The 13191-nt window shown below is 67.6% G+C and carries 8 protein-coding genes; 3 read left to right on the forward strand and 5 right to left on the reverse strand.

What is annotated here, in order from left to right; translation table 11 throughout:
* Positions 1-80 precede the first annotated feature (80 nt).
* Both AC56DV_RS07460 and AC56DV_RS07465 read left to right on the forward strand, forming a co-directional pair.
* Positions 81-1388, forward strand: coding sequence for a M28 family peptidase (locus tag AC56DV_RS07460; RefSeq protein WP_496313653.1), 1308 nt, complete (start codon positions 81-83; stop codon positions 1386-1388).
* Between the two features lie 103 nt (positions 1389-1491).
* The gene (locus AC56DV_RS07465) at positions 1492-3153 is read left to right on the forward strand and encodes a methyl-accepting chemotaxis protein (protein ID WP_496313654.1); all 1662 of its coding nucleotides are present in this window, start codon (positions 1492-1494) and stop codon (positions 3151-3153) included.
* A gap of 29 nt (positions 3154-3182) precedes the next feature.
* Here AC56DV_RS07465 and AC56DV_RS07470 read toward each other — a convergent pair whose 3' ends face one another.
* Together AC56DV_RS07470 and AC56DV_RS07475 are read right to left on the reverse strand one after the other, a co-directional pair.
* Entirely contained in the window at positions 3183-4643 is a 1461-nt protein-coding gene (locus tag AC56DV_RS07470) for a zinc-binding metallopeptidase family protein (protein WP_496313655.1), read from the reverse strand.
* A gap of 98 nt (positions 4644-4741) precedes the next feature.
* The gene (locus AC56DV_RS07475) at positions 4742-5755 is read right to left on the reverse strand and encodes a TraB/GumN family protein (RefSeq protein ID WP_496313656.1); all 1014 of its coding nucleotides are present in this window, start codon (positions 5753-5755) and stop codon (positions 4742-4744) included.
* 80 nt (positions 5756-5835) lie between these two features.
* Between AC56DV_RS07475 and AC56DV_RS07480 the strand changes: the two genes are divergently transcribed.
* Entirely contained in the window at positions 5836-7062 is a 1227-nt protein-coding gene (locus AC56DV_RS07480; protein ID WP_496313657.1) for a dienelactone hydrolase family protein, read from the forward strand.
* Here the strand turns inward: AC56DV_RS07480 and AC56DV_RS07485 are convergent.
* From AC56DV_RS07485 to AC56DV_RS07495, 3 genes are read right to left on the reverse strand one after another with little or no spacing between them, the layout of a single operon-like run.
* Positions 7059-8684 (reverse strand): SEL1-like repeat protein, encoded by a 1626-nt coding sequence (locus AC56DV_RS07485; protein WP_496313658.1) that lies wholly within the window; start codon positions 8682-8684, stop codon positions 7059-7061. The genes AC56DV_RS07480 and AC56DV_RS07485 overlap by 4 nt on opposite strands.
* Positions 8685-8700: 16 nt before the next feature.
* Positions 8701-10965 (reverse strand): putative bifunctional diguanylate cyclase/phosphodiesterase, encoded by a 2265-nt coding sequence (locus tag AC56DV_RS07490; protein WP_496313659.1) that lies wholly within the window; start codon positions 10963-10965, stop codon positions 8701-8703.
* Positions 10965-13067, reverse strand: coding sequence for an HDOD domain-containing protein (locus tag AC56DV_RS07495; RefSeq protein WP_496313660.1), 2103 nt, complete (start codon positions 13065-13067; stop codon positions 10965-10967). Before AC56DV_RS07495 ends, AC56DV_RS07490 begins: the two co-directional genes overlap by 1 nt.
* Positions 13068-13191 lie beyond the last annotated feature (124 nt).

Here is a 13191-nt window from a genome sequence, read left to right on the forward strand (position 1 = left end):
ATTCAACCTGAATTGGAGGTTTGCTCTCCATGGACAGATCTGCCATGATGGCCGGCATTGCATTGAGCCGAGGACTCTGTATGACGCCGATTTCAATTCGTAGCGCCGGCACTATCGCGCTGGCCATGTCGTTCGCTTTCGCCGCGCCGTACGCTGCCGCACAGCAGCCCGCAGCGGCGGGAACAGCAGCGGCGGCCGATCCGGTCGCGGCGCTGGTGAACCAGCTGGATCTGGAAAAGTACAAGGCCACCATCAAGAGCCTGACCCGCTTCGGCGACCGGCGCCAGGGTACGGAGCGCAATCGCCAGGCGCTGGACTGGATCGAGGCGCAGCTGAAATCCTACGGCTGCGCCAACACCGAACGCGTGCAGTACCAATTCACCGAACCTGCGGTGCGCGGCAAGCCTGCGGTGCAGGCCGGCGGCGGCGCGGGCGGGCCGCCGGGCCAGGGCGGCAGCACGCTGTTCGGCAAGCGCGCGCCCATCGGCGTGAACACCGATCCCATGCTGCAGCCCGACGAGCGCCTGCGCGCGCTCAACGCGGAACCGACGCCGCTGGGCACTTCGCTGCGCGAGAACGTCTATTGCACCAAGGTGGGCCGCACGCATCCGGGTGAGATGTATATCGTCAGCGCGCACATGGACGGCATCGGCTTCGGCGAAGCGGCCAACGACGATGGCTCCGGCACCGCGCTGGTGATGGAGCTGGCGCGCATCTTCAGCGCGCCCGGCGTGGAGACCGACCGCTCGATCCGCTTCATCCTGTGGAACAACGAGGAGACCGGCTTGAACGGTGCTGCCGCTTACGTGGCGCAGCGCCAGCACCTGCAGGGCGTGGAGTCGCCGCCGGGTTCCGGCAAGTATCCCGAGCCGAAGTGGCTGGGCATGATCCAGCACGACATGATGCTGTTCGATCACGGCATGCCGGTGCCCAAGCTCGATGCGGCGGGCAAGCCGGTGCTGGACGCCAAGGGCCAGCCGGTCTACACCGCGCCGAAAGAGCAGCGCGCCGAGGCGGACGTGAACATCGAATACCAGTCGCAGTCGAAACAGGCGGACGGTTCGGCCAAGCTGGCCTGGGCCTTCCGCGCCGCCAACGACAAGTACGCGACCCACTACCCGGCAGCCGTCGGCTTCCACATGACGAACACCGACTCCACGCCGTTCATGGACCTGGTGCCGTCGATTTCGCTGCGCGAGAACGAGCGCGGACAGCAGATTGGCGCGGGCTGGAATCCGCACTGGCATCAGCCCACCGACTTGTATGCGAACTTCTCGGACAAGGACTTCCTGCTTGGCCTGAACGCGGCGCAAACCACGCTGGCCGGGGTGGCGCAACTGGCGGGGGTGCGCGTCCAGACGGAGTTGAGAAAAGAGCCGAAGAAATGAGCTGAAAACCGCACTGTTGCAACCATGCCACTGGGAAATAGTTGACACTTGAATCTGTTAGTATGCAGGCCATCTTTCGTCAACCCCATGCACAGGATTGCACATGCGCAGCACACCGCAAGCGGCCGGCCACGAGACCGTCCTTGAAGACGGCAAGCCCATCGTCACCACCACGGATCTGAAGGGCCGCCTGACCTACGCCAACTCCACGTTCATCGACGCCAGCGGTTACGCGGACGAGGAGCTGGCCGGGCGCGTGCAGAATTCGCTCTACCATGCCGACATGCCGCCGGAAGTGGACGCCGACATGTGGCGCACCGTGCTGTCGGGAGAACCGTGGCGCGGCCTGGTCAAATACGCCTGCCGGGACGGCGGCTTTTTCTGGTGCATTGCGAACGTCACGCCGGTGATGGAAAAAGGCGCCATCACCGGCTTCATGTCGGTATGCACCAAGCCCAAACGCGAGCAGATCCAGGCGGCGGAGCAGCTGTACAGCGCCGTCAAGGGCGGCAACCCGGACGGCATCCGCATCGTGCGCGGCGCGGCGGCGGCGCGCGGCTGGCGCAAGCTGGCCGACGCCCTGCGCGACATCACGCTGGCGCAGCGGCTGGCGCTGTGCTTCGGCAGCATGACGGTGCTGGCGCTGGCGATGGCGGCGCATGCCGTGCTGCCTTATGGCGAGCGAGCCTTGCACCTGCAGGCGCTGCTAATGGCGGTGCTGGCGCTGTACGGCTGGCGCAATCTGCATCAGGCCATCGTGGCGCCGGTGCAGGCCAGCATCAACGCCACCCGCATCCTGGCCGGCGGCGACCTGACCACCCGCATGGCGGTGGACCGGCACGACGAGTTGGGCCAGCTGCAAGCCTTTATCCGCCAGCTGAACCTGAACCTGGCGTCCATCCTGGTCGACATCCGGGGCAATTTCGCGCTCACGCGCAGCACCACCACCCAGGTGCGCAGCGCCAATGCCGACCTGTCGGCGCGCACCGAGGCGCAGGCCTCCAACCTGGAGCAGACCTCGGCCAACATGGGCCATATCACCGGCACCGTGAGCCAGACGGCGGATAACGTGAACGCCGCCAGCGGCGTGGCGAGCGAGGCGACCGCGCTGGCCGAGCGCACCGGCGTGGCGGTGGCGCAGGTGGTGGTGGCGATGAACGACATCAGCAGCTCTTCGCGCCAAATCGTGGACATCGTCAGCCTGATCGACGGCATCGCCTTCCAGACCAATATCCTGGCGCTCAATGCGGCGGTGGAGGCGGCGCGCGCCGGCGAGAGCGGGCGCGGGTTCGCGGTGGTGGCCGGCGAGGTGCGCAGCCTGGCCCAGCGCAGCGCGGCGGCGGCCAAGGACATCAAGGCGCTGATCGACGCGTCGGCCGGCAAGATAGCGGCCGGCGCCGACGTTGCCGGCACGGCAGGCAAGGACATGGAGGCGGTGATCGCCGCCATCGGCCGCGTGGCCGGCATCATGGGCGACATCAGCCATTCCACGCGCGAACAGAGCACCGGCATCGGCCAAGTGAAGGACGCCATCATGCAGCTGGACGAGGTGACGCACCAGAACGCGCAGATGGTGGAGGAAGCCTCGGCCGCCACCGCCGTGCTGGACACGCAGGCGCAGGCGGTGGCCAAGGCGCTGGAAGTGTTCAAGCTGCCGCCGCAGGCCGGCGCGCAAAAAGCGCAGCCCGGTGCCGCGCCCCGTCCGGCAACGGCTTCGCGGGTGCGGGCCGGGCACGCGGCGCTGCCGCTGGCGCGCCGCGCTTGATGCCGCTTATTGCCGCTTGATGCTGCGGCTTACTTCGCCGCGTAGAACGCCTTCATGAAGCGGTAGAAGTTCCACACATCCACCTTGCTGGCCATCTCGAAGGTGGAGTGCATGCTAATCAGCGGCACGCCCATGTCGATCACTTCCATCTCCTGCTGCGACATGAAGCGGCCGATGGTGCCGCCGGTGCCCACGTCCACCTTGGGCGTGTGGGTCTGCCACGGGATGGAGGCCTGGTCGAGGATGCCGCGTATCTTGGCAGTGTATTCCGAGTTGGCGTCGAAGCCGCCGCCGTAGCGCTTGATGGTGACGCCGAAACCGACCTTGGCGGCGTTGCTTGCCTCGGAGGCTTCCGGGAACAGCGGCGACAGGCCGTCGTTGGTGTCGGCGCTTACCACCTGCGCGTGGCGCAGCGCGGTGCGCAGATCCAGCTCGCTGTACTGCGCGCCCTTCTGGCCGCTGACCAGGCGCGCGTAGGCGGTGTTGAGCAGCTGCGACGAGGCGCCGGTGTTGTTGACCGAGCCGACTTCCTCGAAGTTGGACAGGTAGGCAATGGCGGTCTGCGCCGGTGCGCCTTCCAGGTCCAGCAGGGCGCGCAGCGCGCAGTAGGTGCTAAGGCGGTCGTCCTGGCCATGCGAGCCCACCAGGCCGCGGTCTATGCCCACGTCGCGCGGCTGCGTGGCCGGCACCAGGTGCAGGTCGGCGCTGACGAAGTCCTCTTCCTGGATGCGGTACTTGTCCTTCAGCGCGCGCAGCACTTCGGCCACCACGGAGGCCTTCTCGGCGGGGATGCTGCCCGCCACCGGGTCGAGTTCCTCGCCCTTGAACACCTCGGTGTAACTGCGGTTGCGCAGCTCCCGGTCCGCGTGCGGCGCCGCGTCGCCGATGGCGAACACCGGATCGGCCGCGTCGAAGCCGATAGAGACGGCGATGGTGCGGCCGTCGGTGGTGTCGATGCGGCCGGTCAGCGCCAGCGGCACGTTGGCCCACTGGTACTTCTTGATGCCGCCGTAATACACGGTGTTGAACACGGCCAGGCCGTCGCGCGCGGCGCCGTTCACCGGGCGCGCCTTGAGCGCGATGTGCGGGCTGTCGTGGTGGGTGCCCACCACGTGCGAACCGGCCACCAGCGGCTGCTGGCCGATCACGGCCAACACCACGGCGCGGTCGCGCGCGGGCAGGATCAGGCGCGCGCCGGGCTTGACCTGTTCGGGGCGGGTCAGTTCGGCAAAGCCGGCCGCCTTGGCCAGGCGGATCGCTTCGGACGTGGCGCTGTAGGGGCTGCGCGCCACGGCCAGGTACTGCTTGTACTGTTCGGCGAAGCGGAACACCTCGTCGCGCTGGCCGCCCTGCAGCGCCAGCCAGGACGACTTCTTGCCGGCCCAGACGCTGGCGCCGCCCGCACTGTCCTGCCCCTGCGCCTGCATTGGCACACCCGCGCATGTCCATGCCGCCATCACCATGATGGCCAGCTTGCCGTATCGTTTCATTCACGTCCCCTTGTCTTGTTTTCAAGCGGCGCCGTTGCCGCCGAAGGCGCTATGCTAAGGGCATGCAGCGGCGTTGGCAATGCCTGGCGCCGCCCCGCTCAGTCCGGGCTTTCCACCGTGTAGCCCTTGGCCTTCAGCGCCGCCAGGTAGCCGTCCGGCTTGAGCACGTCGGCCAGGCGCAGGGTGGCGAAGGTGCTGGTGTTGGTTGCCAGCGCTTTCTCGGCGGCGGCCAGCCAGGCCGCCTGCATGCGCTCCTTCACGTTCTGGAATCCGGGCCGGCTCCTGGTGAATTCGGCATTCTGCATGGCGTCGCCGCATTCGGTTTCCTGGTCCGGGTAGCTCAGTTTCTGGATCGCTTCCAGGTCGCCCTTGGCCCAGGCGTTGGCGCGCACGCGCATGGCGTCGATGTCGCTTTCCAGGCGCTCCAGCGTTTTCGAGAAGCAGGCGGTGTCGGCCAGCTGCGACTTCTTGAAGTCCTTCATGATGCCGGAGGCGTCGTCCGTCGGCAGCTGAATGCCGGTCTTGATGACCTTGATCTTGTGCTGCTTGACGATGTCGTCGATCTTGCGGTTCACTTCATAGCCCTTGGACAGGCCAGCCTGCTGCATGCCGGCGCGGAACAGGGTCTCGGCGACGAAGATGGGGCGCTCGCGCTCGATGCTGTCGTTATCGCCCAGGTATTTGGCTTTCAGCGGCAGCCAGCGCGCGTAGACGTCGGCCGGCAGCACATCCTTCAGGGTGGCGCCGTCGGGAATCTTCTTCAGGCCGATCAGGTTAGGCAGCAGCGTCAGGCCGCGGAAAAAGCCCACGCTGGCGTGCGCGCCGGGCGGCGTCAGGTATTCCTGCGACTGGGCCAGGATGGATTCCACCTGCTGCGAGCGCCATTCCATTTTCTGCGGCAGCGGCGAGTAGGTGCCGAACACCCACAGCACGTGCCCGTCCTTGCTCACCTTCCACAAGCCCGGCCCCGGTTTCTGGCCCACCACCAGGATTTTTTCCGGCACGGCCTCGGCCTCGATTTCAGTTGGCGTGGGCGGGGGCGCCTCGGCTTGCGCGCAGGCGGAAGCTACCGGCAAAATAAGGCACAGCGCGGGCAGAACTTGTTTCAGCATGGCACGTCCTTTCAATAAAAGATGTCCAAGGTTACTATTCTTGCATTTGTTGCGTGGCAATTTTTCAGGATGTTACAAATATGCCCATACCGTTCCCCAAGCTGAGCGCGGCGCTGCTGGCGGCCGCTTTTGCGCTGCCCGCCGCGGCGCAGGACCAGCAGGCGTCCCTGCACGATCATCAGCACGGTCATCAGTACGATTACCAGCGCGCCGGCGTGGCCGACAACATGCCGGTGTTCCAGCAGGCGCTGAAGGCCAGGCTGACCTTCCCCATGGCCTGGTCGCCGCAGGTGAAGGACTTGCCGGCCTGGCGCAGCGCGGGCCGCGCCAAGCTGTGGGAGCTCACCTTGCAGGCGCCCGACAGCACGCCCTTCCAGCCGCAGGTGATCGCCGAGACCGACCGGGGCAGCTACGTGGCGCGCCAGGTGGTGTTCAACCTGAGCGCCGACAGCCGCGTGCGCGCGCTGCTGCTGGTGCCCAAGGGCGCGGGCCCCTTCCCCGCCGCGCTGATGCTGCACGACCACGGCGGCAAGTTCGACATCGGCAAGGAGAAGGCTATCCAGCCCTGGGTGCAGGGTTCGGCGCAAAATTCGCCGCTGGACGCGGCGCGCCTGGCTTCCTCGCAGGCCTGGGCCGACAAGCATTTCTCCGGCCGCTATCCGGGCGACGCGCTGGCCAGGCGCGGCTACGTGGTGCTGGCGGTGGACGCGCTGGGCTGGGGCGACCGAGGTCCGCTGACGGGCGACACGCAGCAGGCGCTGGCCGCCAACGCCTTCAACCTGGGCAGCTCGCTGGCCGGCATCATGGCGGCCGAGGACGCGCGCGCGGCAGCCTTCCTGGCCTCGCGCCCGGAGGTGGATGCGCGCAAGGTGGCGGCAATCGGTTTTTCCATGGGCGCGTTCCGGGCCTGGCAGGTGGCGGCGCTGTCGGACGCGGTGACGGCGGTGGTGGCGGCCAACTGGATGGCCACCACCGAGGGCCTGATGGTGCCGGGGAATAACCAGCTGCGCGGCAGCTCGGCGTGGAATATGCTGCATCCCGGGCTGCTGCGGCAGATGGATTTTCCGGACGTGGCCAGCCTGGCCGCGCCCAAGCCGGCCATGTTCTTCGCGGGCGCGGAGGACCGGCTGTTCCCGGCGGCGTCGGTGCGGACGGCGTTCGGCAAGATGGAGAAGGTGTGGCGCGCCTGGGGCGCGCAGGACAGGTTCGAGGCGCGCATGCTGCCGGGCGGGCATGTGTTTCCGCAGCAGGAGCAGGACGCGGCGTTTGATTGGCTGGAGCGGCAGTTCGGCCGCGCGCAGCGTTAGGCCGGCGCGGGCAGCAGCTCCACGCGTTCGCGCAGCAGCGCCAGCTGGGGCGGGTCCATGCGGCCGGCGGCGTTTTGCAGGTAGCGCGCCGCGGCGCTGATGCCGCCGCGCTCCGCCATCGACAGCCATAGCCACGCCTGCGCCATGTCCGGCGCCGTGCCCTGCCCGCTGTAATACATCAATCCCACGTTGAACTGCGCGCGCGCATGCCCCTGCGCCGCCGCCTTCTGATACCAGGCCAGCGCCTCGGCATAGTCGCGCAGCAGCCCGTGCCCCGTGTCGTAGCGCAGCGCCAGCGCGAACTGGGCCAGCGCATGCCCCTGCTCGGCCGCCTTGCGGTACCACGCGCCGGCCTGCACGCTGTCCGGCGCCGGGCTGTCGTCGCTGTCGAGCAGCTGGCCCAGGCTGTACTGCGCGGCCGCGTAATCCTGCTCGGCCGCCTTGCGGTACCAGGCGATGGCCTTGCGGCCGTCCTGCGGCACGCCGCGCCCCGTCTCGTAGCGCAGGCCCAGGTCGAACTGCGCGCGCAGGTGGCCCTGGTCGGCCGCCTTGCGGTACCAGAACACCGCTTCCTGCGCGTCCTGCGCCACGCCGTGGCCATTGTCGTACAGCAGGCCCAGATGGTACTGCGCCGCCGCGTAGCCCTGCTCGGCGGCCATGCGGTACCAGTGCTGCGCCTGTTCGTAATCCTGCGGCACGCCCTGGCCGTGGTCGTAGCGCAGGCCGAGGTTGTTCTGCGCGGCCGCATGGCCCAGCGCGGCGGCCTTGCGGTACCAGTGCAGCGCCTTCTGCTCGTCGCGCGGGACATGCTCGCCGTCGCCGCTGCCATTGTCGTAGATCAGGCCCAGGTTGAACTGCGAGCTGGCGTGATCCTGCTCGGCCGCGCAGCGGTACCACTGGATGGCCTGCTGGGTGTCCTGCGGCACGCCGTCGCCCTTGTCGTAGCGCAGCGCCAGGTTGAACTGCGCCGGCGCGTAGCCCTGCTTGGCGGCCTTGCGGTACCAGGACATGGCCTGGTGCGCGTCCTTGGCCACGCCCTGCCCGTTGTCGTAGCGCAGGCCGAGGTTGAACTGGGCGCGCGCATAGCCCTGCTCGGCCGCCTTGCGGTACCAGGCGATGGCCTGCCTGAAGTCCTGCGGCACGCCCTTGCCGGTGTCGTACATCATGCCCAGGTTGTTCTGCGCGCCGGCGTCGCCCTGCTCGGCGGCCTTGCTGAACCAGTGCATGGCCTGCTGCGTATCCTGCTGCAGGCCCTGGCCCTTGGCGTACATCCAGCCCAGGTTGTACTGCGCCGCCGCGTAGCCCTGCTCGGCCGACAGCTGGTACCAGCGCGCCGCTTCGGCCAGGTCCTGCTTCACGCCCTGGCCTTTCTGGCACATCACGCCCAGGTTGTACTGCGCGTGTTCCAGGCCGGCGTTGGCGGCCTGGCGGTACCATGCCACGGCCAGCTCGTAGCTCTGCGCCACGCCCTGGCCGTTGAAGTACATGAAGCCCAGGCTGTGCTGGGCGTTGGCCACGCCGCGCTCGGCCAGGTCTTTCACGCGCAGGAATTCGGCGGTGTAGTTTTCCGGCCCGGTGCCGGCGCCCGGGGCGTGCGCTTCCGAAGCCGAAAATTTCTGCATGGCCGGCTCCGCCGCGTCAGGCCTGGAAGGCCGCGATGGCCGGCGCCGCGTGCTGGGACGGGGCCTCTGCGCGCGCGTGCTCCGGCGCCTGCTGCTGCAGCACGCCGATAAAGCTGGTCAGCGAAATCGGCCGGTGGTAGAGGTAGCCCTGCATGGTGCTGCAGCCGTTGGCCTGCAGGTAGCGCGCCTGGATCTCGGTCTCCACGCCTTCGGCCACCAGGTGCAGGCCGAGGCCGCGCGCGATCGAGATGATGGCCAGGATCACCGGATAGTGGCCCTGCTCGTCGTGGATCTCCTTGACGAAGCTCTGGTCGATCTTGATGGTGTGGATGGGGAAGCGGTGCAGATACGACAGCGACGAATAGCCGGTGCCGAAATCGTCGATCGCCACCGACACGCCCAGCTGGCACAGCTTGTTGAGCTGCTCGATGGCGTACAGCGGATTGCGGATGCAGATGTTCTCGGTGATCTCGACCTCGATCTGGGCCGGCGAAATGCCGTAGCGCGTGAGCGCGCCGCGCATCTTCTCGAAAAAGTCGCCCCGGTCCAGGTATTGCGGCGACAGGTTCAGCGACAGGCGGATCGCCTCGCCGCCGGCCGCGTTCCACTGCAGCAGGTCGCGGCACAGCGCGCCCAGCATCCAGTCCGAAATCGGCAGCATCAGGCCGTTCTCTTCGGCGAAGGGCAGGAACTCGCCGGCCGACAGCAGGCCGCGCTGCGGATGGTTCCAGCGCATCAGCCCCTCGGCGCCGATGATGCGGCCGGTGGCCACGTCGATCTGCGGCTGGTAGTACATTTCCAGCTCGTTCTGCTCCAGCGCGCGGCGCAGCGCCTGCTCCAGCGCGATCTTCTGGTGCGACATGTCCAGCATGGAGTTGTGATAGAAGCTGTGGCCGTTCTTGCCCAGCGCCTTCACTTGGTACATGGCGATGTCCGCGTGGCGCAGCAGCTCGTCGATGCTCTCGCCGTCGCTTGGATACACGGCGATGCCGATCGAGGCCGAGATGTGCACCTGGTGGCCGTCCAGGTCGAACGGCTTCTGCAGGCTTTCCAGGAACTTCTCGGCGATCACCTTGGCGTCGGTGCGGTCGCGCAGCTCCGGCAGCACGATGGTGAACTCGTCGCCGCCCTGGCGCGCCAGCGTGTCGCCCTTGCGCAGGCATTCCTTCAGGCGCAGCGCGGCCTGCTGCAGCAGCTCGTCGCCCTTCACGTGGCCCAGCGTGTCGTTGACCAGCTTGAAGCGGTCCAGGTCGACGAACATCACGGCCAGCTCGGTGAGCTTGCGCTTGGCCTGGATCACGGCCAGGCCGAGGCGGTCCTTGAACAGCATGCGGTTGGGCAGGTCGGTCAGGATGTCGTGGTAGGCCTGGTAGGAAATCACTTCCTCGGCGCGCTTGCGGTCCGTGATGTCGCGCGCCACGCCGTAGATGCCGTAGTGCTCCTGCCGGGACTGGTCCGGCACGTGCACGCCGATGGCGTTCATCGGCATCGTCATCAGGGTGTTGCTGAAGGTGCGTTCGATGCCGTTGCCCTTGCACTTCAGGCGCAGCTCCACGTTGCGCGTGGTGCGTTCATCCACCCGGCGTTCGTTGAACACGTAGCGCGCGCGCTCCAGGTCCTCGTCGTGGATCAGCACCGAGTAGTGCCGGCCCAGCAGCTCTTCGCGCGTGAAGCCCAGCAGCTGGTAGGCGCGGTCGTTCACGAAGGTGAACTGGCCTTCCTGGTTCAGGGTGTAGATGATGTCCGGCGAGCTGTCCACCAGGTTGCGGTACATGCGCTCGGAGGTTTCCAGGCGCTCGGCGATGCGCTCGTTGTCCACCGCCAGGCGGCGCTGCGCCAGCGCGTTCTCCACCGTCTTGAGCAGCTCTTCGCGGCTGTAGGGCTTGCGCAGGTAGTCGTAGGCGCCGCGCTTGAGCGCGCCGATCGCCGCCTCGATGCCGACGTCGCCGCTCATCACGATCACGTCGCTGTCGATGCCCTTGCCGTTCATGAAGTCCATGATCTCGTGGCCGCTCATGTCCGGCAGGCGCAGGTCCAGCAGCACCAGGTCGAATTTCACCCGGGTCAGCTGGGCCAGCGCTTCGCTGCCGCAGGTGGCCGTCACCAGCTGGTAGTCGCGGTCGCGCAGCAGTTCGTAGAGGGATGACAGCAGGCGCGGCTCGTCGTCCACCAGGAGCAGGCGGGGACAGAAATCGCTCGCCAGGGGTACGGCGGCGGTTGCACTCGTAGCGTCGGTTGCCAGATGCGGGGTTTGGGCGTTGGCAGCGTTGGGCGCGTTCATTATACGGAGTCCATCGCCCGCGTTTGCACGCCGGCGGTGAGGGTAGCGCCGCCCCGTACGGGCAGCAGGATTTCAAATGTGGTGCCGGCCTTGCCGCTGCGGCAGGTGATCATGCCGTCCAGCTTCTTGACCAGGCTGTGGACGATCGACAAGCCCAGGCCGTGGTGCTTGCCTTCCTTGCTGCTGCGCACCGGCGTAAACAGGTTGGCCAGCACCTCGGTCGACAGGCCGGGGCCATTGTCGCCGATCACCAGCTCCAGGTACAGCCTGCGCTCGCGGTTCACGTGGCCGCGGTTGGCGATCTCGATCTTGCCGCCGTCCGGCAGCGCCTCGACCGCGTTCTTGACCAGGTTCACCAGGATCTGTTTCAGGATGTCGGCGTCGCCGTCGATCTCGGCCGGCTCGTCCTGCATGCGCACCAGGATCTGCACCGAGGCCGGCACGAAGTCGGTGGCGCGGAACAGGCGCAGCACGTCGTCCACCACGCGCGCCACGTCGGTCACGCGGTTGCCGTCCGACGGCTGCAGGTCGGCCAGGCCGTTGATCAGCGCGCCGACCCGGTCGATCTCCTCGTTCAGGATCGACATCTCGCCCACCACCGGCTCGCGCCGCGCCAGCTTGCTGTCCAGCACAGACAGGTAGTTCTTGATGATGGACAGCGGGTTGTTCACCTCGTGCACCACGCGGCGCGAGGCCTCGCGGTATTCCTCGGCCACATGGGCGATCTGGCGGCGCGCGTGGCCGCGTTCGGAGAGCTGGGTTTCCAGCGCGGCGGCGGCCTGGTTGCCGAAGGCCTGCAGGAAGCGCTCGCGCTTGTGGTACGAAGGCAGCTGCCAGGCGGCCGCGCCGCCCACCAGCATGCCCAGGCAGCGCTGCCCGGCCACCAGCGGCACGCACACGAAGCTCTCGGTGCCGAGGATGCGGAACAGCTGCTCTTCCGAGATGCCGACCGGCGCCGCGCCCTGCCCGGCTTTGCTCAGGTAGGCCACGCGGCGTTCGCGCGCGGCGTCCGCCACCGTGCCGCCCTTGGCCAGCGGGATGGAGAATTCGGCCAGGCGCTGCTGCTGTTCGCCCGCCGCCATGCCCACCAGGGCGTGGCCGGTGGGGTTTTCCAGCAGGATCACGGTGTTGTCGAAGTCGAACAGGATGCGCGCCGAGCGCGTCATCGCTTCCAGCATGCCGGTCTCGCCGGTCTGGCGCGCGAAGGTCTGGCCCATTTCGGACACCAGCACCATGTTGCGCACTTCCTCGGACAGGCGCTGCTGCACCGGGTCCACCGGCGGCGGCGGCGCGTAGGCGGCCGGGGCCACGATGTCGTCCGCGCCGGCCAGTTCGATGCCGAGGTAGGCGGCCGACTTTTCCACCTGGCGCGCGGCGGCGTGGCAGATCACGTGCAGCGCGTCGCTGCCGACGGCGCACAGGCCGGCGGCCGCTTCGATGGCCTCGTCCTCGTCCTCGTGGCTGCACAGCAGGTGCGCCAGGCGCACGATGCGGATCAAGGGATGGGCCGCTTCCAGGCGCGCCACCGGCTCGTGGTGGTACAGCACGCTGTCGGCCAGGAAGGAGTCCAGGTTCCAGCGCTCGATCAGCCAGGCGCCCGCTTCGGAGTGCGTGATCTGCAAGGTGCGCTGCTCCACCGCGCACAGGTCCTCGTCGTCGCGCGCGGTGAAGTTGAAGGCGTATTCTTTCGGTGCGGTGGCCAGCAACGCCAGGCGGCCGACGTTGTGCAGCAGGCCGGCCAGGTAGGCTTCCTCGGCGTGCGGGTACTCGAGCTGCTTGGCGATGTCGCGCGCGATGACGGCGGTGGTCAGCGAGCTTTTCCAGAAGCTGCGCAGATCGGTGCTGCCGGAATGGGGGAAACTGTTAAATGTCTGGAACACCGACTCGCTGATGACCAGCGTCTTGATCATGTCCGTGCCGAGCGACACCAGCGACTGTTCCAGGCCCACGGCGCGGTTGTTGCGGTGGTAGGCGGAACTGTTGGCGACCGACAGGATCTTGCTGGTCATGCCGGCGTCCTTGGCGATCAGCGCGGCCAGCTCCGGCATGCCGGCGTCGTCGGCCTGCAAGTGCTCTATCAACTTGATGAGTATCTGCGGCATGGCCGGCAGACGGGCAATCAACAAGCGATTGCGAATATCATGGTCTGATTGATGCATCGTATCACGCATTGCCGCCAAGGAACTTCATCGAGGAGTGAGAGGCGCTCAACGGCAAGGCGCCACT

The sequence above is a fragment of the Massilia sp. BGA-UO-ETr-WB1 genome (genome assembly GCF_059567845.1).

Excerpts from the sequence above, each read along its gene's own strand:
- AC56DV_RS07460 (WP_496313653.1), top strand. The coding sequence starts at position 81 with ATGACGCCGATTTCAATTCGTAGCGCCGGCACTATCGCGCTGGCCATG.
- AC56DV_RS07465 (WP_496313654.1), top strand. The coding sequence starts at position 1,492 with ATGCGCAGCACACCGCAAGCGGCCGGCCACGAGACCGTCCTTGAAGAC.
- AC56DV_RS07470 (WP_496313655.1), bottom strand. The coding sequence starts at position 4,643 with ATGAAACGATACGGCAAGCTGGCCATCATGGTGATGGCGGCATGGACA.
- AC56DV_RS07475 (WP_496313656.1), bottom strand. The coding sequence starts at position 5,755 with ATGCTGAAACAAGTTCTGCCCGCGCTGTGCCTTATTTTGCCGGTAGCT.
- AC56DV_RS07480 (WP_496313657.1), top strand. The coding sequence starts at position 5,836 with ATGCCCATACCGTTCCCCAAGCTGAGCGCGGCGCTGCTGGCGGCCGCT.
- AC56DV_RS07485 (WP_496313658.1), bottom strand. The coding sequence starts at position 8,684 with ATGCAGAAATTTTCGGCTTCGGAAGCGCACGCCCCGGGCGCCGGCACC.
- AC56DV_RS07490 (WP_496313659.1), bottom strand. The coding sequence starts at position 10,965 with ATGAACGCGCCCAACGCTGCCAACGCCCAAACCCCGCATCTGGCAACC.
- AC56DV_RS07495 (WP_496313660.1), bottom strand. The coding sequence starts at position 13,067 with ATGCCGCAGATACTCATCAAGTTGATAGAGCACTTGCAGGCCGACGAC.